The following is a 21,900-nucleotide window of genomic DNA, read 5'->3' on the forward strand; positions in this document are numbered from 1 at the left end:
CCATCTCAGACGCAGCGTTCAGTGCGACTTCTCGACGAAAAAGGTCCATAACGGTGCCGGGCGCCCAAAGAAGTACCCCTGTAAATACACCCCCGGATGGTGGGTTTTCAGGAAATCAGCATGTTCTTGCGTTTCCACTCCCTCCGCCACAACTCGAACATTCATGGATTCACCTATACGTTTCACCATATCGACGATATCGGCGGACGTGGAATCGTTCAACGCCGAAAGCACAAACGACCGGTCAATCTTGATTTCCGATATGGGCAATCGGCGCAATTGGGAAAGCGAGGAATAACCTGTTCCGAAATCGTCCAGCGAGAACGTGCAGCCGAGGTTCCGTATCTTCTCCATCTTTTCGACAACGGCGTCCACATCTTTCACCATCACGCTTTCCGTCAGCTCGAACGTAATCAGCGCGGGCGGGTAACCCGAGTCTGCAACCAAACCGAGGATCGCCTCAGCAAAATCCTCTTCCGCCATGTGCTTGGCGGAAATATTGATTGAGCAGCGGAGCTTTCGCGAATCTGCTCTCATCTGAGCCAACATTCCCAGGCACACGCGAACGATATGGCGCTCCAGGGCGACAATCTGCCGGGTTCGCTCGGCAAAAGGAATAAATTCGCCGGGCCCCAACAACCCTCTTTCCGGATGATCCCAGCGAACCAGAAGTTCGATGCCCGCCAGTTTCCGGTCCGGGCTATGCTGAGATTGAGCATACATTGCAATTTCGTTCTCGGTAATCGCTCGGGCCAGTTCCGACTCCACCGCCATCTGCCGCCGGATATTCTCGCTCATGGAATCTTCAAACACCGCAACAGCCCGGTTCGAGTCCTTGGCATTTCGGTGCGCCGTTTCGGCATGGCGTAAAGCCAGGGAAGGCATGTCGGAGCTTTCTGTTGGGTACAGCGCAATGCCACCGGTTGCCTCTATCGTCAACACCCCTTCCGAGCGATAAGGCACGGGTTCCCGTAGAGACTCCTGAATACGCTCGAACACCTGCAGGGCTATCCGATAGGCTTCATCCAACGTCCACTGCTTTGGTGCCAGCACGATTCCAAACTCATCGCCCGACAGACGAGCGATGGAGTCGTCTTCATGGCAGGCATTCCTGAGCCTCTCGGCAAATGTCTGAATGACAATATCACCGCAGTCGAAACCAAAGGTCTCGTTTACATATCGGAAGTTGTTGATATCAACAACGATCACCGCAGTGGCCATGCCACCGTGATGACACAACTTCAGCACGGTACTCAGCTGGTCCAGGAAAAGCGCCCGGTTGGGGAACCCGGTAACGGGGTCACGCCAGGTCAGCTCTTCCAATCGCTGCTCGGTTTCTTTCAGGTTGGTGATATCGTTGAAGACCGTCACGTAGTGGGTCACCTGGCCGTCCTCGGCCCTTATGGTGCTGATCGTTCTCAGCTCCGGATAAACCTCGCCATTCCTTCTGCGGTTGTAGATCTCCCCCGACCAGTGATTATGTACCCCCAGATAGTCCAGGATACTGGTGCTGTTATGGCGCTTATCCACGCGCACATCAAGAACGTCATGATAACGACCTAACGCTTCGTCTTCGGAGTAACCGGTAATGCGGCTGTAGGAGGGGTTCACTGCGGTGATTTTGCCCTCGTGATCAAGCACCGCGATACCTTCCGAGGTCGACATGAAGGCCTGCTCATAGAGGTTCGTTGAGTCAGCGGCACGGCCCCGTTTCTGCTCCTGCATCAAGCGCCAGTTCAACTGGTCCGACTGATGCAATCTTTCGTTTAACGTTTGATTGAGCTCGACCATATGATCGAGCATGCCTTTCAGGGAAATGTGCGTGCGCACTCTTGCCCGCACGGAGGGGATGCTGATTGGCTTACGAATAAAATCCACAGCCCCCACCTCAAATCCCTTTTCCTCACTGTCTGTGTCAATGAGCGCCGTGATGAAGATAACCGGAATGTGCTGAAGTTCCTGACGCATCTTCAGCCGTCGACACATTTCCAGACCATCCATGTCTGGCATCATGATATCCAGTAGCAATAAATGAGGACGTTCTCCCCTATCGAGAAGCCCCAACGCCTGTTTCGCACTGGTGGCCACGATAATGTCATGATCGTTTTTCAGTGCATCCGACAACACGCGTATATTGGTGGGTTCGTCATCCACGACCATGATCTTGGGTTTCACCTGAAAGAGGCGCGTTCCTATCGAGTCGTCTCGGTCCAGCTTAGATAGCAGGTCTGACACAGCTACGCCCCCCTTCCCTCTTTGCTTCATAAAGATACTGATCCGCTGCTTCCTTCAACTCTGAAGCATTCGTCCCTTTGTGAGGAACGACAGCGTAGCAACCGACTGACACTGAAAAGCCAGGGCAATCCTGCCCACTGCGGCGACACTTTTCGTGTTCGTTTGCCAGAACCTCCTTCAGACGTTTGGCCGCCCGAACCGTACTGTTGAGCGTGGCACCGGGCAGCATTGCTACAAACTCATCGCCGCCGAGTCTTGCCACCAGATCGCCCGCACGGCCGAACGCCTTTTCCATGGACGTCGCCAGCAGTTGCAGGCAAACATCACCCTGGGCGTGCCCATGTTGATCATTAATACTTTTGAAATGGTCCATATCCACCAGAGCAAGGCCGAGGGAAAGTTCCTGTCGAAGCGCCCTCCGCCACTCCAGGTCCAACTGCTGCTCAAACATCCGTCGGTTGCCGATCCCGGTCAGTGTATCCCGCAACGCCTGGGCGGCCAGCAAATTCGTCTTTCGCTTAAAATCAACAAAGGTTGAAACCTTGGCACTCAGAATGATCTTGTTGAAAGGTTTGAGGACATAATCAATAGCGCCTTCCCTGAACGCCTCTTCAATGTCGCTGCTCTGGTCGGAAGCGGACATACAGATCACCGGCAGTTCCTGGTAGAGCGGGTCCGACTTCAAGCGTTTAAGAAACTCAATACCGTTGCCATCGGGCAGGTAGAGGTCAAGAAGTACAAGGTCCATGTCCGGCGAAAGGCATCGCTCTGCCTCTGCCAGCGTCTTGGCAACAACGAGTTCGCAGGCCGCCCCCAGTATCCCCACAAGACTGGCGATACCAGTGGGATTATCTTCCACAACAAGTACAACTGGCTGTTCTTCATTACTCATTGTCTGGCCTATCCCTCCAGTGGAACATCGTCCAATAGTGTGAGTGCGAGCGGGAAGTCATAGACCTCCAACGCTTGCCTCAGTTGGTTCGCCAGTTTCATCTCGCCGCTGGCAATGAGGTGATTCAAGATCACCCTCAAATCTTCATCTTCAGCGATACGATTGCCACACAGTTTCGTCTTTACACGAGAAAGCACGGTTTGTAACTCAGCGTCGGTTTTAGCGGTATTACCACCAGAGTCGTTCAAGTCGAAGTGTTGTTCCAAGCGACGGCTATGGTCAGAAAGCAGGTTGAGCAGTCGGGGCAACATAGACAGCGACAAACGATCCTCCTGGGCGTTCTCAACCTGACCAGCCACTCCAGCAAGCTCTGTATCGGCAATACTGGCGGCGGCCCCCTTGATCTTGTGCGCCATGTGACGGGCATCTTCCACCAGCGTTGCCTTCCGGACATCAGCAACCATCTCCGCGGAACTGGCAATAAAGCTTCTGACACACCGAGTGAACAACGCTTGATCATCACTGAAAAGACGATCGTAAGCCTGACGTGAAATAAAGTCCGGCATGTCCGTTACCGCCACCTCCGTGTCGTTGAATACCTCACTCTCGTCGGACACCTCGGGCGTGTAAACCACTGACCGACGATCTTCAAAGTAGGTTTCCAGCAGTAACTGGATATCCTTGGGAACCACCGGTTTGGTGAGATAGTCCTGCATTCCCGCCGCCTTGGCCGTCATGCGGTCGTGATCGGAAATAGAGGCCGAGAGCGCAACGATGATCGAGTCATTTGCGTTGGCACAGCCATGGATCCGCTCGGTCACCTCCTGGCCGGTTTCACCGTCCAGGTGAAGATCCATCAGTATAAGGTCGAAGCCCCTCTGCCCCAAGCGCTCAACGGCCTGGTCCCCTGTCTGGACAGACTGCACATTGACACCAAACGATCTCAGGTAACTCTCAACAATTTCGCAGTTCAAGGGCACATCGTCGACCACCAGCGCGGATAATCCGTCAAACTGGGGCTTGCCCCCTCCCCGCGAATCCGGCTTATTCCCATGTCTTTGGGAAAAGTGCTCGAAGAGCTTTGATGGCGTCAGGGGCTCAAAGGCCATGTGCCCGCCGGAACGCTCGAAGTCCGCCACCCAGTCCCGCCAATAGCCGGCAGAGGCAATGATCAGTATGGCCCAGAGCGGGTACCTGCCGGGATCGGTCAGGAGCTCGGTCACGAAACCGTCCAGCAGGCTCGGTTCCGTGCCTTCCATGTCAATCAGGAAGAACCTGTCTTCGACGTCTTCAACCTTCGCAATACTCTCAAGGATAGCGGGCCATTGAGTCATATCATCGACGGTTTCAAGTGTCAGGCGCCAATGCTCCCGATAATCCTCGAGCAAGGCCAGATTGGCACGGAAACCGTAATGGAAGACGTGAATCGGCCTTCCCGTCCTCGAGGAACTTACTGTGCCATCATCCTGTGAGACACCGACAGGCACTAAAAGCCGAAAAGTCGAGCCCTTGCCAATGTCGCTCTCCAGGGTCAGTTCCGCTTTCATCAATAGTGCCAGTCTTTGGCTAATGGCAAGGCCTAACCCGGTCCCACCGAAATTCCGGCTCGTGGATTCGTCCGCTTGCCGGAAGTTCTCAAAAATTCGCCCCTGATCCTCGGGTTTGATACCCACACCGGTATCCACAACTTCAATTTGCAGATAGCCGCTTGCCTGACTCTCAGTCCGATAATCAATCCGGACATCGATACCGCCCTTGCGGGTGAATTTGACGGCATTACCGACAAGATTGGTGCATATCTGGGAGATGCGTAGCAGATCGCCCGACACACGATTGGGTGTCGCGGGATCAATAGACACCCTGAGTTTCAGGCCTTTTTCTTCCGCAACAATGGCAAACAGGTCAACGCTACGGTGAACCAGTGCATCGATATCAAATGGATGGATATCAAGCTCAATGTGATCCGCTTCGATCTTGGACAGATCAAGAATGTCATTCAGAAGTTGCAGGAGTGCCTCAGACGCCGAGAAGGCTTTCTTAACGAGCCGCCGTGGGTGATCCTCCAACCCGGCTTCCTGCAACAACACCAGAACACCGATAATCGCGTTCATGGGTGTGCGGATCTCGTGGCTCATATTGGCAAGGAAGGCCGTTTTGACGGTCACCGCCGATTCCGCCTCCTGCTTCTGTTCCTCGAGTTCCGCGTTCAGAACTTCCAGCTCCTTTTCACGCTGCACGATATCGGTTACGTCAATCGTGGTCGCCATGAAACACCGCTCACCCTGCAAAGTCACCGGGTGATAACTGACCACAACATCGCGGATCTCACCCTTGCGGTTTTCAAGCGAAGCACTGGCCTGAACGCTCTTCCCTTCCAGCGCCTGCTGATAATGTTTGCTGCGCTCTTTGACGAGGTCTGGGCCAAGCATCTGCTCCAGATTCTGGCCAATGGCTGCTTCTTTACTGAACGGGAACCAGTGTTCTCCGTAGGCGTTCATAAAACGACACGTGAGTCGGGAGTCCCAGACAGACACGGTTAATGGAAGGTGGTCAGTCAGCGTGTTGATGAAATTCAGGCTTTCCTGCAGCTCAGCTGTTTTCTCAACAACCTTACTTTCGGCGCGGCGGCGAGCGTTGGCCATGAGCGCAAAGACCAGAAAAATCAGGGCATTGATAACAAGGCCGCTGACCAGAATGATAATGGGCTGCTTACCGGCATTGAACGTTTCAAAACGCCGGGTAGTCTGGACATCGAAATGCCACTGACGACCATACATATCGATCACGTAAGACGTCTCGAACATGGGAGTAGGGTCGTAATTGTCGCCACGGGTTTCATCGAGTTCGCTGTACAGGCGGGATTCACCGTCCGTAACCCGAAAGTGAACAAGCCGGTTGACGTTGGCGAGCGTGCCTTCCATCAGTTTCGACATGATGAAGGGTGCGTAAACCAGCCCGCTGAACAATGACTCACGTTGATCGGCCGGTGGCACCTCTGCGGATTGGTAGAATGGCCGAAAGAAAAGGAACCCTGGTGTTCTTTTTTCATCCTGTACCAATACGATAGGGCCCGTGATCTGGGTTTGGCCGGTTCGCATTGCTTTGAGCGCGGCCTGGTATCGATTCGATTCATGAGCCATGTCGAGCCCGACGGCCGCGTTATTAGACGCCTCCGGCTCAATGTAGACAATGGGCCAGAAGTCATCGCCACCATGGGAAGGATGCACCCGGAAGTAGGAACGCTCCAGTTGTTTTTCCGCGATATAGTCGCCCAGATTTTCCGCGGAGACACGCTCAATAACGCCGATACCATTAATACCCGGCAAACGCTCCTGAAGCGCCAGCACTTCGCTGAAGCGCTTCCACATTTCCAGGTTCACGCCGCCCTCTGAGGCACGGATAGCACCGGCACCGGACATCAATGCAAATTCGTACTTCTGCATCCGGTCCCGCAGCAGTTCATTGAGCTGTTTCACCTGATGGTCAAACTGCTCCCCGGCCTTCTCCTCTGCAATTCGGGACGAAACCTGCCAGGCGGTGAGGGTAAGCAGTAACGAGAGGGAAATCGCCACCCAATGAAGTAAGGACAGTGACTGAAAGGACTTCCATGCGTTGAACATATCTCGGCCCACATCCTGTTAGGAACAACACGATAAAGTGTAGTTCAGTTTCGGAGTGAGCACGAAAGGATCTACGTCTCAAAAGACTAATAAATCTATACTTTGAACCAGATGCACAAAAGGTTCGGGGCCCCGCCCACTACATGGCTTGCAGGCGGAATAAGGCAATTTTATTGATCTCGCTCAGGGCACGCTGAAATTCCTGTTCGGGAGAGTTGTGAATGCGCTCTTCGAACGACGCCAGTATCTGGTGTCGATTACTACCTCGCACCGCCATCACAAAAATAAACCCAAACTTGGCTTTGTACGCCTCATTCAGCCTGACAAAGCGCTCAAACTCTTCCGGGCTGCAATCCTGAATGCCGGCACCGGCCTGCTCGGACGTACTGGAGGCTGTTAGCTCTCCACGCATAGCGGCTTTGCCTGCGAGATCAGGGTGGGCGTTGATCAAGGCCAACTGGGTGTCGCGATCCGCACTGAGAAGGATGTTGGCCATCCGCTCATGCAGGCTTTCGACCTCATCACATGTCTCATCGATGCCCATCTCATAGGCTTTATCCGCTACCCACGGTGAATGCTCATAGATGTCCGCAAATGCGGCTACGAAGTCCTCGCGCCCAAGGCTGGACGGAGTCAGGGTTCGAAAACGGCTCATTGTTTACTCCTGATACCTCAATGAATGCGATTGGCGCCCACGCTTCAGAGCGAAACACCAGAATATCGTATACAATTAACATAGACGCCAATGTGAGGCAATTCTTTTTGCAGGCCGGCAATATCTCTGGCTTCAGCATGGCGATCACTCACCACCACCAAGCCACAAAAGATACACAAAAGACGGCATTCATTAATTTATGGGATACAATATTTCTATATTATGTATTCACTTATGATTGAATTATGTTACTCTTTGATCAGGTCATCGTGGCCACGGCGGGGAGGTGTTGTGACATCCGATCTGCGAACCTTACCCGCCCTCCTGCAACACACTCGACTTGCCTCAGTGTGTTTTTACCCGCCTCCCGGCGGGTTTTTTTTGCCCCTTCCCCAACCCCAGCGATGGCCTGGAGCTCCAAAAGGTGGCACGTGAGCGGATCAGGCTCGGCTAAACGGGGTCATTTCTCGTATACTATCCCACTACCGGATTTCGTACTTCCACCACCTCATTCGCGAGACATTATGAGCAAACAAGCGCAGCCCACCAAAAGCCCGAACCGAGCCGAGAAGAAACGGACGGGGGCGACAAGCGACACCATATACGCCCACATGTTCGACGCTATTCTTGAGCATCGCCTGGCCCCGGGAACGAAATTGAGCGAAGAGGCGTTGGGAGAAATTTTTGGAGTCAGCCGCACGATTATCCGGCGGGAGCTGTCACAGCTGGCACATGAGGGTGTCGTTTCCATTCGCCCCAACCGGGGCGCAATGGTGGCCAGCCCAAGCGTGGAGGAAGCCCGCCAGATTCTCTACGCAAGGCGTTTGGTCGAACGTGCCATCACAGAGCTTGCCGTTCAGCACGCCACTGAAGAACAGATCGATGAGCTGCGGGAGATGGTGACAGAGGAGCATGATTGCTTCGCCCGCGGGGATCGGGGCGCCGGTATTCGCCTGTCTGGCGAGTTTCACCTGAAACTGGCCGAGGCGGCGAACAACGCCCCCTTCGTTGGCTTCCAGCGCAGCCTGGTTTCGCAGACCTCACTGATCATCGCCCAATACGAAAAAGGAACCCGTTCGCACTGTTCCTATGATGAGCACAACCAGCTACTGGATGCGATATCCGCCCGTGACACCGACAAAGCCGTTTCGTTGATGATGCACCACATGGATCATATCGATGCGAAACTGAACTTTGATAACGAAAGCACAACCGATGACCTGCATGCGGTGTTTTCACACATTGGCTTTGCCCGCAAAAAAGCCGGCACCAAACAATAAGGTCCTGCCAGGGTATCCGCGTACAGGACCGATGTTAGTGCTCGGTGCTTTACTCACATGGACTTCGGGGCTCACATGGACTTCGGAAGCACCAGAATGGCGCGGAAATCATTAACATTGGTGCGAGTCGGACCCGTGATGATCAAGCCATCGAGTGCTTCAAAAAAGCTGTAGGCGTCGTTGCGGGCGAGATAGGTTGCAGGGTCAAGCTTCAGGGCCTGGACCCGCGACCAGTCATTGGGGCCGAAAATAGCCCCGGCGTTATCCTCGGAGCCATCAATACCGTCCGTGTCGATGGCCAAAGCGTGAATATTGGACGCTCCCTGAAGGACCGAGATGGCGCCCAGGAGGTATTCGACGTTGCGGCCTCCTCGCCCTTCACCGGACACCGTAACGCTGGTCTCGCCGCCTGAAAGGATCAACAGAGGTTCTTTGAGGTCTTTTTGCAGCGTCAACGCCATTGTCGCGTGCTCACCTCCGAGCTCCCTCGCCTCTCCTTCAAGATCGTCACCCAATACACGAACGTCTACACCGGCCAGGTTGGCGGACGCTTCGGCGGCTCGAAGTGCATCACAGGCCCTGGCCTGAACGATCGTGCGGTCAAGCCCAAATTCGGGTGAATGCGGCTTGGGGGCGGTATCGTCGCTGACCAGGTGGCTACGCACAGCCTCTGGAATATCAATGGAGTACCGCTCCAGTATTTCCAGGGCATCCAGTGGCGTTGTCGCGTCTGGAATGGTTGGTCCTGAGGCGATGAGCGCAGGATCGTCGCCGGGCACATCGGAAATCAGGTAGGTAATCACCCTCGCCGGATGGGCAGCGACAGCCAGGCGCCCACCCTTGATGCGCGAAAGGTGGCGCCGCACCGTGTTGATCTCCCGGATCGGGGCCCCGCAACGCAACAGCGTCTTGTTGATGGCCTGCTTTTGCTGCAGTGTCAGCCCTGGCGCCGGCAGCGTCATGAGTGCGGAACCGCCACCGGAAATCAAAGCGACAACAAGATCATTCCCGGTCAGCCCGGCCATCGACTCGAGCATACGCTGGGCAGCCTTCTCGCCCAATTCGTCCGGCATGGGATGAGAAGCTTCCAATACCTCGACGTGACGACACTCCGCGCCATGTCCATAACGGGTAACAACAAGCCCGGAAAGGTCGGCGTCCTCGTAGGTATCAGCCCACGTGCGCTCGAAGGCCGCAGCCATCGCCGCCGCCGCTTTGCCAGCCCCAATCACAACGGTACGTCCGGGCGGGCGCGGCGGTAGCTGACCAGCCGAAAGCAGCGTATCGGGATGGACGGCGGAGACCGCCGTTGCGGCAAGCTGCCTGAGCCAGACATTCACTTCTGTCGGATGATCAAAGGACAGCGAATTGGACAGGGCGTGCATCTGCGGCTCCTCGCAACGGATAGAAACTAAAAAAATGACGTGGTACGCCAGCGCGCCCCCAATCGCGCCCTAATGGCCGGTGCCGAATCGACACCGGCCATTGGGTTTGAGTGCAGCGCCGGTTGCTTAACTAGGCACCAATCTCGTGGTCTGCCAGTTTTTCCAGGGCCTTCACAATGCCTGCGTGATCCCAATCCGCGCCGTTGTTCGCGGCGCAGGCCTGGAACAGTTGCTGGGCATTGGCGGTACCGGGCAGTGACAAATTCAGGCTGCGTGCACTTTCCAGAGCCAGGTTGAGGTCCTTCTGGTGCAGGCGAATGCGGAAGCCTGGGTCAAAGGTACGCTTGATCATGCGCTCTCCGTGCACGTCGAGGATCTTCGACTGGGCCAGACCACCCAGCAGGGCCTCACGCACTTTCGTCACATCCGCTCCGGCTTTCGACGCGAAAAGCAGGCCCTCAGCCGCGGCCTGGATGGTCAGCGCTACGACAATCTGGTTGGCGACTTTGCAGATCTGACCGGCGCCGTGCTCGCCAATATGGGTGATGGTCTTGCCCATTACCTCAAGGACGGGCAGGGCCCGGTTAAAGCCTTCATTGGTACCACCCACCATAATGGTCAGCGTTGCGTTAACAGCGCCACCCTCGCCACCAGACACCGGGGCGTCGACGTATTCACCGCCAGCCTCGGTAATGCGCTTGGCAAATGCCTGAGTGGGAATCGGCGCAATGGAGCTCATGTCAATGACCAGCGTACCGGGCTGGAGGCCTTCAACAATGCCGGCCTCGCCAAGCAGCACTTCCTCAACATCGGGGGTGTCCGGCACCATGGTGATGATGATCTCGGCCTGTTCCGCAACCGCCTTGGGGCTATCGACTTCTTTCGTACCCTTGGCCGCCAGGCCTTCGTCCAGGGTGCCGTGCTTAACGTAGGTCACCAGCTCGTGACCCGCTTCCAGCAGATGGCCGGCCATGGGCCGACCCATAATCCCGAGACCAATAAATCCGATCTTGCTCATAATCCTCTCCTTACTAACTTTCTTGTTGAATGACCTTATCGTGCGTTGTCCAGCCAGCCGAGCCCTTCAAGCGTCGTCGCTGCAGGCTTGTACTCGCAGCCGATCCACCCCTGGTAGCCCAGGCGATCAAGATGGCCGAACAGGAACGGGTAATTGATCTCCCCCGTGCCGGGTTCGTGGCGCCCTGGATTGTCCGCCAGCTGCACATGGCCGATTTTCGAAAGGTGCTTTTCGATGGTCGGGGCCAGGTCGCCCTCCATGATCTGCATGTGATAGATGTCGTATTGCAGTTGCAGGTTGTCGCTGCCCACTTCCTCAAACAGAGCCAGGGCCTGCTCCGTCCGGTTGAGGAAGAAGCCGGGTATGTCCCGGGTATTGATGGGCTCGGCGAGCAACAGGATGCCTGCCGCTTTCAGTTTTTCGGCGGCGAAGCGCAGGTTGTCGATCAGGGTTCGACGGGCCTGTTCTTCGCTTACCGTGTTTGGTCGGATACCTGCCAGACAATTCAGTTGCTTGCACCCGAGCACAGTGGCGTAGTCAATGGCCATATCCACGCCTTCACGAAACTCGTCGACCCGATCCGGGCGGCAGGCAATACCGCGCTCACCAGCCGCCCAGTCCCCTGCGGGAAGGTTGTGCAACACTTGGGTAAGCCCATGGGCATCCAGCTGCTTTTTGATGTCTGCCGCGGGGTAATCGTAGGGGAAGAGGTACTCTACGCCCTGGAAGCCTGCCGACGCGGCGGCCTGGAAGCGGTCGAGAAAATCCTCCTCGGTGAACAGCATGCTTAGATTCGCTGCAAACTTAGGCATTTTGGGGTCTCCTACTCGTCCATTTTTGGGTCTTCGCCCCCCTCTACCTGTTGATTTCCCACAGGCCGGGGGCGATTGATTGCGTTGCTTAGGTCAGGCTGGCGATTGAGGTCGGCGCATCGGTGACGTTCTCTACCAGTGCTTCGAACTCGTTAACACCGTCAAGGTCGGTCCCCATGGCAATGTTGGTCACGCGCTCAAGGATGATCTCGACCACAACCGGTACCCGGTGCTCGTGCATCAGCTGCCGTGCCTGGACAAACGCCGGGCCAATGTCATCAGGCTTGGTGACCCGCAACGCCTTGCAACCAAGGCCCTCGACAACCGAGACGTGATCAACGCCATAGTCGTTTATCTCGGGGCAGTTAACGTTCTCGAATGACAGCTGCACGCAGTAGTCCATTTCGAAACCACGTTGCGCCTGACGGATCAGCCCCAGATACGAGTTGTTCACGAGGACATGGATGTAGGGCAGCTTGAACTGCGCCCCGGCAGCCAACTCCTCAACCATGAACTGGAAGTCGTAGTCCCCGGAGAGAGCGACGACCTCGGCCTCGGGATCGGCACGGCATACACCCAGGGCAGCTGGAATGGTCCAGCCCAACGGCCCGGCCTGACCGCAGTTGATCCAGTGCCGCGGCTTGTACACGTGCAGGAACTGCGCTCCGGCGATCTGGGACAGACCAATGGCGGTCACGTACCGGACATTCTTGCCGAACACCTTGTTCATCTCTTCGTAGACGCGCTGCGGCTTGACCGGCACGTCGTCGAAGTGAGTCTTGCGCAGCAGTGTCTGCTTGCGCTCCTGGCATTTCTGGGCCCAGGCTCCGCGATCCTTGAGTTTGCCTTCGGCGCGCCACTCCTTGGCCACGGTAATGAAGAGTTCCAGCGCCGCCTTGGCATCAGAGACAATCCCATAATCCGGCCCGAAGATACGGCCGATCTGGGTGGGCTCGATGTCAACATGAACAAACTTCCGGTCCTTGGTATAGGCCTCGATGTTACCGGTGTGCCGGTTCGCCCAGCGGTTACCAATACCCATCACGAAGTCGGACGCAAGCATGGTGGCGTTGCCATAGCGATGGGACGTCTGGAGCCCCACCATGCCGGCCATCAATGGATGGTCATCGGGAATCGTCCCCCAGCCCATCAAGGTCGGAACCACGGGAACACCCGTAAGCTCTGCAAACTCAACCAGAAGGTCGCTCGCATCACTGTTGATAACGCCGCCACCGGCAACCAGCAGGGGCTTGTCAGCCTCGTTCAGCAAGGTCAGCGCTTTCTCGATCTGCGCCCGTGAAGCCGACGGCTTGTAGGCAGGCAACGATTCGTAGGTGTCCGGATCAAATTCGATCTCGCTCATCTGTACATCGATGGGCAGGTCAATCAGAACGGGACCAGGACGGGAGCTGCGCATCAACTGGAACGCCTGCTGGAACGCCCGCGGCACCTGGGCCGGCTCAAGGACGGTAACCGCCCATTTGGTCACCGGGCCGGCGATGGCCTGGATGTTAACCGCCTGGAAGTCTTCCTTGTGCAGCTTGCTGCGCGGCGCCTGCCCAGTGATGCAGAGAATGGGTATGGAGTCGCCCGTGGCAGAGTACAGCCCGGTGATCATGTCGGTGCCGGCAGGCCCTGACGTTCCGATGCAGACACCGATGTTGCCTGCTTTTGTGCGGGTGTAACCCTCTGCCATATGAGAGGCCCCCTCCACGTGGCGCGCAAGGACATGGTCAACTCCTCCAACCTTGCGCATGGCGGAATAGAACGGGTTAATCGCCGCTCCGGGCACTCCAAAGGCAATGTCGATACCTTCTTTCTTCAAAACGTGAACAGCGGCTTCTGCTGCGGTCATGCGAGTCATGGTGTTTCCTCCGAAGTAAGATTGTTCTTGTATTCGAGGCGAAGCTCGTCCCGGCGCTTGAAACTTAGGAGCACCGTCGGTAAAGGTTGAATGGAAATTCAGCCGGTAGATCAGTCAGATAGGTCGAGGAGCACACGCACCTCCATTCCGTACTCGTCGCAGTTGTTCCCCGAGCCGCCGCGATCGATAACCAGGAATTCGCCTTCCCGATCCAACACCGACTGCACGGCGTGCCAGGTACCCGCGCGGTAATTCACTCCCTGGAAACCATCGGTGACAAAGGCGCGAACTTCATCAGGGTTGATCGTGTCGCCTGGGGGTGCGACAACAACCAGGAATCGCTCCTCGTGCAGGGGCATAAAAGCCTGGCTGCCTTGCGGGTGGCGCTCCAGGAACGACAGCTCCAGCGGTAACGTCACCGGCTGGCTGACAAAAATACTCACCAGAATCCGTGCCTCATCACCGAGCAGCTCCACTTTCGCCAGATCATGGTGGCGCTGGGTGCGCCCCGCATTGATGGGAAAGGAGTCAGCCGTGCGCCGGTCAATAACATCCCCGAACTCGGCGAATGCCTCCTGGCTCAGCGGTTGTGCTTTGAGTTCCAGCATAAAAATGTCCTCGTCTCAGCTCAGCGCGAACCGAATCCGCTGAGTTTCATGTGCCGGTTCACATCCTTGTAAAGCAGGTATCGGAAAGGTCCCGGCCCACCGGCATAGCATGCTTGCGGGCAGAAGGCGCGAAGCCACATGTAGTCACCCGCCTCCACTTCAACCCAATCCTGGTTGAGGTGATAAACCGCCTTCCCTTCCAGCACGTAAAGGCCATGTTCCATCACGTGGGTCTCGGCAAATGGAATGACTCCGCCGGGCTGGAAATTGACAATGTTGACGTGCATGTCATGGCGAATGTCCTGCGGATCAACAAAACGTGTTGTCGTCCAGCGACCCTCAGTTCCCGGCATCTCGGTGGGCGTTATGTCCGTCTCGTTGGTGACAAAGGCCTCAGGCACATCAATACCGTCGACATGCTCGTAGGCTTTTCGCACCCAGTGAAAACGCAGCGGCGCATCGCTCTCGTTGAACAACTGCCAGGACGCACCCGGCGGGATAAAGGCATAGCCGCCCTCTTGCATCCGGTGTTGTTGGCCGGCAATGGTCAGGGTCATCTCGCCTTCAACCACAAACAGAACCCCTTCCGCGCAAGCGTCCAGCTCTGGTCGCGAGCTGCCGCCCCCAGGGGACACTTCCATGATGTACTGGGAGAACGTTTCGGCGAATCCAGACAGCGGGCGTGAAAGCACCCAAAGCCGGGTTTTTTCCCAATGCGGCAAGGCACTGGCGACGATATCCCGCATCACGCCCCTGGGAATGATGGCGTAGGCTTCGGTAAAAACCGCACGATCAGACAACAACTGGGTCTGAGGTGGATGCCCGCCAGCGGGAGCGTAATACGTAGGTTTGTTCACAGATCGATTGCTCATTGCTGCTCCTTGGATGAGAGCGGGTGGTGGTGCTCGGCCCAATGGCGAGCAATATCCACACGTCTCGTAACCCAGACACGATCATGGGCTTCTATGTGATCGAGGAACCGTTGCAGGGCCCGAAAGCGCCCCGGCCGGCCAACCAGCCGACAGTGGAGACCAACAGACAGCATTTTTGGCGCGTCCTCACCCTCGGCATAAAGCACGTCGAAGGCATCCCGTAAATACTGGTAAAAGTCCTCTCCGGTGCCGAAGCCTTGCGCTGAAGCGAAGCGCATGTCATTGGTGTCCAGGGCATAAGGCACTACCAGGTGGTTGTGCATTTCGCCCTCACTGTCGTACTGACGGGTCCAGAACGGCAGATCGTCCCCGTAGTAATCGCTGTCGTAGAGAAAGCTGCCTTCGTCCAGCACCAGACGGCGCGTGTTCTCGCTGTCGCGACCGGTATACCACCCTGCCGGTTTCTCGCCGTATAAAGCCTCGAAGATCTCGATGGCCCGGCGCATGTGCGCGCGCTCTATACCTTCCGGAATATTCTGGTAGTGAATCCAGCGCCAACCGTGACAGGCAACCTCGTGCCCCAGCTCTTTAAACGCATGGGCAAGCTCGGGGTGCCGCTCAAGGGCCATCGCCACGCCAAATACCGTCAGCGGCATGCCGCGGCGCTGAAACTCCTTCAGTACCCGCCATACCCCTGCCCGCGAGCCGTACTCATAGATTGACTCCATGCTCATGTGCCGGCTTGGGTAGGCCTCAGCCCCGGCGATTTCGGACAAGAACTGCTCCGAATGCGTATCGCCATGCAGGACGCAGTTCTCCGCACCTTCCTCGTAATTGAGAACGAACTGCACGGCAATACGTGCCCGGCCAGGCCAATTTGCATGGGGAGGCTCAGAACCGTAACCAATCAGGTCTCGGGGGTAATGGTCTGGATTAGCCGGATTCATCAAGCAACTTCCTTCTTCCAATCCGTTTGGCAGGCCGTTGGTACCAGCTCGCCTTCAATATGCATTGTATACTTAAGTATACTATATTGTATCCAACTTGAACGCAACACTCATTCACCCCAGTTCTTGATGATTTCGCGTTCTTCTTCGGTCATGTTCGTGGCGTTGCCCAACGGCATGTATCCGTTCGCCACAACCTCCTGGATCTTGGCCTGATGGCTGAGGATCTGATCGACCGCATCAAACGCAAATCCCGCCGGCGGAGCCGAAAACGCCGGGTTCTCAGGTTGCTTCGAATGGCATCCCGCACAGTGTTGCTCAATGGTCGCGCCCACGTTGGCAGCAAGGGGGGATTCACTTGTCTCATGCGTCGTCGTATTGGGCTCGGCGTTTGCCTGAGCCGTTGCCACCTGGGACTCTCCCGTGGGAGCGGCCACCCAGAACGTCAGCAGGATCAGCACACCACCGGCCAGAAGGTAGGAAGGCTGGGTTTTGCCCGCGTGCATCAGTACAAAGAACTGGCGGATAACGGCGCCGGCAAATATGAGCAGCGACATGACCAACCATGCCTGAGCCTCTGTATAGGCGAAGGCGTAGTGATTACTGATCATCAACAGAACGACGGGAAGCGTGAAGTAGGTATTGTGGACAGAGCGTTGTTTACCGCGCTTGCCATCAATCGGATTGGGCTCCTCGCCCGCCTTCATGGCATCGACCATGCGGCGCTGGCCCGGAATGATCCAGAAGAAAACGTTCGCGGACATGGCTGTCGCCATGACAGCACCGGTCAGAAGGAACGCAGCACGGCCAGCAAACAACTGAGTGCTTACATAGGCAACTATGACAAGCAGCACCCCAACCGCAATACTCAGGATGCCGTCCCGCTCCATGTTCGGGCTTATGCGCTTGCACAGCTCATTGTATACAACCCACCCGAATACCAGGAAAAGCACCGCCGCAACGTTGGCCTGCCATCCACTTAACTCAGCAGCCCACTGCCAACTGCTATTGGTGTTCACCAGGTAGAAGCCTGGGTTGACCATGTAGAGAATAACGAACAGCGCGAAACCCGACAGCCAGGTGGTGTACGATTTCCAGAACGACCAATGCAGGTCGGCAGGCAAGGTACCCGGACTGGTGGCGTACTTTTGGTTGTGATAGAAACCGCCCCCATGCACAGCCCACATCTCACCAAAAACCCCCTTCTTTTTGCAGTTTTCGGCCTGTGGCGGCTTGAGGCTGTTATCCAGCATCACGAAGTAGATTGACTCACCAATCCACGCAATCGCCGCAATCACATGCAGCCACCGCAACATGAAATTCACAAAATCCAGAATGTAAGCTTCCATTAACCTGTTCTCTTGTTCGCACTATTGTATTGATGACTGACCATCTCGACTCAGCTACCGCGGTAGGTGGAGTAGCTGTAGGGAGAAAGCAGGAGGGGCACATGAAAGTGCTGGGAGGCGTCAGCCACGCCGAAACGCAATGGGATAACATCGAGAAAGCGCGGTTCGTCAGCCTCTACGCCCTGGCGCCGGAGGTAGTCTCCAGCGTGAAAGACCAGCTCGAACTGGCCCTCGGTAAAGGCCTCACCTTCAAGTATCGGGGCATCGCAACGGCCATCATCATTAGTGGTGACTTCTTTCAGCAAGGTGCGCGATTCACCCTCCAGTCGGTAAACCTCGATACGAATACCCTGTCCGGGGCGTCCCAGCGAAGTATCCAGTACGTGTGTGGTAAGGCGTCCCATAAAGTTCTCCTGTCATGTGATGGCAGCTGGACCGCTGAAACCAGCGGCCCAATGGATCCGATGATGATAGCGCGGGTCAGAAGTGGAACTTGACCAGTGCGCTAACAGCGTTCTCCGTATCTATGTTTGGGCTACCGAATTTATTACGCCAGTACGAGTACTCTATACCGGCATACAACACGCCAGCCTCTCCCGTGAAATGACCAAGGTCGAGTTTGAACTGCGGGTTGATGTGCAAGTCCGCACTCTGAGCACCGCTTACCCCCGATGAATAGTCGATAAAACCGTCAAAGAGAAACGCCGCGCTGCCCAGTTCGAACGGCACCCCCCATGTTACGGTCAGCTGCCAGTCGTCCGGCGTGTCGAGCGCGGTGTTGTTTTCAACATAGTAGGCATTGGTGTTGAAGTATTGGAATCCAGGGATGTCCCAGCCCAATCCAAGACCGTACATGTGGTTGTTCGCCTCTACCCCACCATCGAACTCATACTGGGTTGCCAGGTAGACGTCATTAACCGGCCCGAAGCCCAGATCCTGGCCGCTTAGCCAACTCAGGCTCAACCGGGGCGCGAACTCCCCATAGGTGGAGTCAGCGTTACCGGAATCCCCCTGAACCTGATAGCGGTCAATGAAGAAGAACGTATCCCCCCAGTTGTGGGCGGTCACGTTTTCAAAGGTAAACACGGTCGCGGACTCTTTTTGAGAGCCAAAGATTTCATAGTCATCGCTATAAAGCAGCGACACACTGGAACTGCCGAAGAACTTTTCAGCGTGAACAACCGGAACAAACGCGGTGAAAACGCACGCCGCCAGCAGGATTTTTTGCAACAGTTTCATTTTTACTACCTCTCGTTTTGTTGTTTTGGGGTAAAACCTCGGGTTCGGGTCAACCGTGTGCCTTGATCACAGGAAGGCGAACTTGGCGATGAAGATGACACAGAGAACATACAGGCTGACGGATACTTTCTTCCTCTGCCCGGTAAGCAGCTTCAACGTGGCATAGGTAACGAAGCCCAGCGCAATGCCATTGGCGATGGAGAAGGTCAGCGGCATCATCACCACAGTAATGATGGCCGGAATGGTGTCGGTGATGTCCTTCCAGTCGATGTGGGCCATTCCACTCATCATCAGCATAGCGACGTATATCAGTGCGCCTGAGGTCGCGTAGGCCGGGATCATTCCCGCAAGAGGTGCAAAGAAGGTTGCTAGCAGGAATAGCACGCCGACAGTGACGGCCGTCAGACCAGTGCGACCACCCGCGGCTACGCCTGAAGCGCTTTCAACGTAGCTGGTTACCGGCGGGCAACCCACAAATGAGCCCAGGACACTGGATGTACTGTCCGCTTTAAGGGATTTGGAAAGGTTTTCTATCTTGCCGTTCTCGTCAACCAGGTTTGCACGATGAGCCACCCCCATCAGTGTTCCCGCGGTGTCGAACATGTTCACGAAGAGAAACGCGAGCACAACGCTGATCATTCCCACATTCAACGCGCCCGCTATGTCCATCGCCAGCCAGGTTGGCGCCAGGCTGGGAGGGAGCGACACAACCCCGCCATACTCCACAAGCCCCATGCTCCAACCGATCCCCGTTACCACGAGCATGCTCAGCAGGATGGCGCCGAACACGTTGCGGTGGCTAAGCACCGCGATCAGCAAAAAGCAGATGGCGGCCAGCAGTGTAGAAGGCTCACCAAAAGACCCCATCGTCACCAGCGTCGCGGGGCTGTCGACGACAATGCCCGCCGTCTTCAGGCCAATGAGCCCGAGAAACAGACCAACCCCTGCCCCCATGGCAAAACGCAGGCTCATCGGAATGCTGTTCAGTAGCCATTCCCGGATTCGCGAGAGGCTCATAATCATAAACAGGATGCCGGAGAGGAAGACCGCGCCGAGGGCAACCTGCCAGGTATAGCCCATTTCGCCAACGACGGTGTAGGTAAAAAACGCGTTGAGCCCCATGCCCGGCGCCAGTCCCACCGGCCAGTTGGCGTAAAACCCCATGAGCAGGCAGCCAAGTGCCGCCCCCAGACAGGTGGCGACGAACGCAGCACCATGATCAAGGCCGGCCGCAGCCATAACATTGGGATTAACGAAGATAATGTAGGCCATTGTGACGAACGTGGTCAGACCTGCCATCAGCTCAATTTTGACTGAGCTTCCATGTTGGCGGAGCTTGAAAATGCGCTCGAGCCAGTCCGTTCTCGCTGACGCTCCGAGCGAGCGCTTCTGCTGATCGATGTTTTCCACAAGGTATTCCTCATCATTGTTGTTTTCTATCACCCAGAGCAGAGCCCTTGAGGCAGGTGATGGCTGATTTGCCCATATCGATATTTCCTGACTTGTCGGTCAAGAATAACAATTCCGATTATGCTTTTGTATACAACAATTGCAACAAAATTCTTATAACGATTGTGCACAAGAAAAAAGAAGGACCCGAAGAGGTAGGGCAGAAAGGTTCTGGACCGAGGGTGGGCATGCCCATTCGTGGTAACGGGCAGCCCGCCAGTGGCACGCTATCGGCGGTGAACGGACAGGCCTGCGCTGAAGGTTTCCTTCACCACGCGATCATCGCCAAGAATCATGAGGGCAAACAGCGTTTCCTCCAGGCTTTTGGAATGCTTCAGGCGGTAACTGATCAGCGGCGTGGCCTCATAATCCAGCACAACAAAGTCCGCCTCTTTCCCGGCCTTCAGGCTGCCAATCCTGTCATCAAGGTAGAGGGACCGGGCTCCGCCCAGCGTCGCGAGGTAAAAGGCTTTAAAAGGATCCAGTTTCTGCCCCTGCAGTTGCAGCACCTTGTACGCCTCGTTAAGGCTTTGAAGCTGGGAAAAACTGGTACCCGCCCCTACATCCGTGCCCAGGCCAACGCGCACTCCATGCGACTCCAGGCGCGCCAGGTCGAGCAAACCACTGCCAAGGAAAAGGTTCGACGTCGGGCAAAAGGCAACCGCTGAGCCAGTATCGCCCAGACGCCTGCACTCGTCGTCATGCAGGTGAACACCGTGAGCAAACACTGACCGTTCACCAATCAGGCCATGGTGGTCGTATACATCAAGGTAACCATCCCGCTCAGGAAACAGCTCTTTGACCCACTCAATCTCCTGTCGGTTCTCGGAAATGTGGGTGTGCATGTACAAGCCCGGGAATTCCTTGAAGAGCTTACCTGCCAGCTCGAGTTGCTCATCGGAGCTCGTCGGCGCAAATCGGGGCGTCACCGCATAGGACAAACGGCCCTTTCCATGCCAACGCTCAATTAGCTCCTTGCTGTCTGCATAGCCGGATTCCGCTGTATCCACCAAATAGTCAGGCGCGCAACGGTCCATCAGCACCTTGCCCGCAATCATCCGCAGGTTCAGCTTGGAGGCATGCTCGAAAAAGGCATCCACCGACTGCTTATGGACGGTTCCGAAGACCAGGGCCGTCGTTGTCCCGTTTCTCAACAGTTCACGGAGGAAGATATCGGCCTGGGCATGAGCGTGCCGGGAATCATCAAACTGTCCCTCGCAGGGAAAGGTGTAGGTTTCCAGCCAGTCCAGCAACTGGGCGCCATAGGAGCCGATGATTCCCACCTGCGGATAATGGATATGAGTATCGACGAAGCCCGGGGTTATCAGGGCATTCTCATAGTGGACGACCTCGACCTCAGGAGACAGTGACGGCAACAGGCTCTCCGCCATGCCTATCTCGACGACCATGCCGTCCTCGACCATTAACAGGCCATCTTCAAAATACTCGTAGGAACGTTCCGCACCCACCACGCCCGGGTCGGCGATGCAGTGGAAAACAGAGGCACGGTAGGCTTTGCGTTGGGACATGGTCACTCTCGTCAGTCTTGTTGTCGCATTGGTATTGTTGGCGACGATTGGATTGCGTGTCTCAGGGAAATTTAAACAGGATTGGTAGCCTGGTCAATAAAAAACTGACCAATAAGTCAGGAAATTTTCAAGACCGAACCCCATCG

At 56.0% G+C, this 21,900-nt stretch carries 17 protein-coding genes; 1 reads left to right on the forward strand and 16 read right to left on the reverse strand.

What is annotated here, in order from left to right; translation table 11 throughout:
- Window positions 1-18 precede the first annotated feature (18 nt).
- The 4 genes from SIC19_RS07680 to uraD form a co-directional block, all read right to left on the reverse strand.
- Window positions 19-2,175: an EAL domain-containing protein gene (locus SIC19_RS07680; RefSeq protein WP_178380778.1), complete on the reverse strand. Its 2,157-nt coding sequence runs from the start codon at window positions 2,173-2,175 to the stop codon at window positions 19-21.
- Between the two features lie 40 nt (window positions 2,176-2,215).
- Entirely contained in the window at window positions 2,216-3,127 is a 912-nt protein-coding gene (locus SIC19_RS07685) for a diguanylate cyclase (RefSeq protein WP_075195327.1), read from the reverse strand.
- 8 nt (window positions 3,128-3,135) lie between these two features.
- Entirely contained in the window at window positions 3,136-6,747 is a 3,612-nt protein-coding gene (locus SIC19_RS07690) for a CHASE domain-containing protein (protein ID WP_075195328.1), read from the reverse strand.
- A gap of 139 nt (window positions 6,748-6,886) precedes the next feature.
- Complete coding sequence (gene uraD, locus SIC19_RS07695) at window positions 6,887-7,402, reverse strand: 2-oxo-4-hydroxy-4-carboxy-5-ureidoimidazoline decarboxylase (RefSeq protein ID WP_041334489.1); 516 nt, start codon at window positions 7,400-7,402, stop codon at window positions 6,887-6,889.
- Window positions 7,403-7,926: 524 nt separating this feature from the next.
- Between uraD and SIC19_RS07700 the strand changes: the two genes are divergently transcribed.
- The gene (locus SIC19_RS07700) at window positions 7,927-8,682 is read left to right on the forward strand and encodes a GntR family transcriptional regulator (RefSeq protein ID WP_041334486.1); all 756 of its coding nucleotides are present in this window, start codon (window positions 7,927-7,929) and stop codon (window positions 8,680-8,682) included.
- 71 nt (window positions 8,683-8,753) lie between these two features.
- Here the strand turns inward: SIC19_RS07700 and SIC19_RS07705 are convergent, their stop codons facing one another.
- From SIC19_RS07705 to guaD, 12 genes are all read right to left on the reverse strand, one after another.
- The gene (locus tag SIC19_RS07705) at window positions 8,754-10,067 is read right to left on the reverse strand and encodes a glycerate kinase (RefSeq protein ID WP_075195330.1); all 1,314 of its coding nucleotides are present in this window, start codon (window positions 10,065-10,067) and stop codon (window positions 8,754-8,756) included.
- A 130-nt stretch (window positions 10,068-10,197) separates the two neighbouring features.
- Window positions 10,198-11,085, reverse strand: coding sequence for a 2-hydroxy-3-oxopropionate reductase (locus SIC19_RS07710; RefSeq protein WP_075195331.1), 888 nt, complete (start codon window positions 11,083-11,085; stop codon window positions 10,198-10,200).
- 35 nt (window positions 11,086-11,120) lie between these two features.
- On the reverse strand, window positions 11,121-11,897 hold the full coding sequence (gene hyi, locus SIC19_RS07715) for a hydroxypyruvate isomerase (RefSeq protein ID WP_075195332.1): 777 nt from the start codon (window positions 11,895-11,897) through the stop codon (window positions 11,121-11,123).
- An 88-nt stretch (window positions 11,898-11,985) separates the two neighbouring features.
- Window positions 11,986-13,761 carry a glyoxylate carboligase gene (gcl, locus tag SIC19_RS07720; protein WP_075195333.1) on the reverse strand — a complete coding sequence of 592 codons (1,776 nt, stop codon included), beginning with the start codon at window positions 13,759-13,761 and terminating at the stop codon, window positions 11,986-11,988.
- Window positions 13,762-13,871: 110 nt separating this feature from the next.
- Complete coding sequence (locus SIC19_RS07725; RefSeq protein ID WP_412535596.1) at window positions 13,872-14,369, reverse strand: ureidoglycolate lyase; 498 nt, start codon at window positions 14,367-14,369, stop codon at window positions 13,872-13,874.
- Window positions 14,370-14,389: 20 nt separating this feature from the next.
- The gene (locus tag SIC19_RS07730) at window positions 14,390-15,226 is read right to left on the reverse strand and encodes a bifunctional allantoicase/(S)-ureidoglycine aminohydrolase (protein WP_227662380.1); all 837 of its coding nucleotides are present in this window, start codon (window positions 15,224-15,226) and stop codon (window positions 14,390-14,392) included.
- An 11-nt stretch (window positions 15,227-15,237) separates the two neighbouring features.
- Complete coding sequence (gene puuE, locus SIC19_RS07735; RefSeq protein ID WP_041334473.1) at window positions 15,238-16,188, reverse strand: allantoinase PuuE; 951 nt, start codon at window positions 16,186-16,188, stop codon at window positions 15,238-15,240.
- 110 nt (window positions 16,189-16,298) lie between these two features.
- Window positions 16,299-17,537, reverse strand: coding sequence for a urate hydroxylase PuuD (locus SIC19_RS07740; RefSeq protein ID WP_075195335.1), 1,239 nt, complete (start codon window positions 17,535-17,537; stop codon window positions 16,299-16,301).
- A 50-nt stretch (window positions 17,538-17,587) separates the two neighbouring features.
- Complete coding sequence (uraH, locus tag SIC19_RS07745) at window positions 17,588-17,941, reverse strand: hydroxyisourate hydrolase (RefSeq protein ID WP_075195336.1); 354 nt, start codon at window positions 17,939-17,941, stop codon at window positions 17,588-17,590.
- A gap of 76 nt (window positions 17,942-18,017) precedes the next feature.
- Entirely contained in the window at window positions 18,018-18,776 is a 759-nt protein-coding gene (locus SIC19_RS07750) for an outer membrane protein OmpK (RefSeq protein ID WP_075195337.1), read from the reverse strand.
- Window positions 18,777-18,842: 66 nt separating this feature from the next.
- The gene (locus SIC19_RS07755; RefSeq protein ID WP_228712282.1) at window positions 18,843-20,219 is read right to left on the reverse strand and encodes an NCS2 family permease; all 1,377 of its coding nucleotides are present in this window, start codon (window positions 20,217-20,219) and stop codon (window positions 18,843-18,845) included.
- Between the two features lie 233 nt (window positions 20,220-20,452).
- A complete protein-coding gene (gene guaD, locus SIC19_RS07760; RefSeq protein ID WP_075195339.1) occupies window positions 20,453-21,754 on the reverse strand; it encodes a guanine deaminase in 1,302 nt (433 codons plus the stop codon).
- Window positions 21,755-21,900: the final 146 nt, after the last annotated feature.

The sequence above is a fragment of the Marinobacter sp. MIT930201 genome, from assembly GCF_047122665.1.
GTDB lineage: Bacteria > Pseudomonadota > Gammaproteobacteria > Pseudomonadales > Oleiphilaceae > Marinobacter > Marinobacter salarius.

Bases quoted from the DNA above. Each gene is read 5' to 3' on its own strand.
- SIC19_RS07685 (WP_075195327.1), bottom strand. From the start codon at position 3,127: ATGAGTAATGAAGAACAGCCAGTTGTACTTGTTGTGGAAGATAATCCC.
- SIC19_RS07690 (WP_075195328.1), bottom strand. From the start codon at position 6,747: ATGTTCAACGCATGGAAGTCCTTTCAGTCACTGTCCTTACTTCATTGG.
- uraD (WP_041334489.1), bottom strand. From the start codon at position 7,402: ATGAGCCGTTTTCGAACCCTGACTCCGTCCAGCCTTGGGCGCGAGGAC.
- SIC19_RS07700 (WP_041334486.1), top strand. From the start codon at position 7,927: ATGAGCAAACAAGCGCAGCCCACCAAAAGCCCGAACCGAGCCGAGAAG.
- SIC19_RS07705 (WP_075195330.1), bottom strand. From the start codon at position 10,067: ATGCACGCCCTGTCCAATTCGCTGTCCTTTGATCATCCGACAGAAGTG.
- SIC19_RS07710 (WP_075195331.1), bottom strand. From the start codon at position 11,085: ATGAGCAAGATCGGATTTATTGGTCTCGGGATTATGGGTCGGCCCATG.
- hyi (WP_075195332.1), bottom strand. From the start codon at position 11,897: ATGCCTAAGTTTGCAGCGAATCTAAGCATGCTGTTCACCGAGGAGGAT.
- gcl (WP_075195333.1), bottom strand. From the start codon at position 13,761: ATGACTCGCATGACCGCAGCAGAAGCCGCTGTTCACGTTTTGAAGAAA.
- SIC19_RS07725 (WP_412535596.1), bottom strand. From the start codon at position 14,369: ATGCTGGAACTCAAAGCACAACCGCTGAGCCAGGAGGCATTCGCCGAG.
- puuE (WP_041334473.1), bottom strand. From the start codon at position 16,188: ATGAATCCGGCTAATCCAGACCATTACCCCCGAGACCTGATTGGTTAC.
- SIC19_RS07740 (WP_075195335.1), bottom strand. From the start codon at position 17,537: ATGGAAGCTTACATTCTGGATTTTGTGAATTTCATGTTGCGGTGGCTG.
- uraH (WP_075195336.1), bottom strand. From the start codon at position 17,941: ATGGGACGCCTTACCACACACGTACTGGATACTTCGCTGGGACGCCCC.
- SIC19_RS07750 (WP_075195337.1), bottom strand. From the start codon at position 18,776: ATGAAACTGTTGCAAAAAATCCTGCTGGCGGCGTGCGTTTTCACCGCG.
- guaD (WP_075195339.1), bottom strand. From the start codon at position 21,754: ATGTCCCAACGCAAAGCCTACCGTGCCTCTGTTTTCCACTGCATCGCC.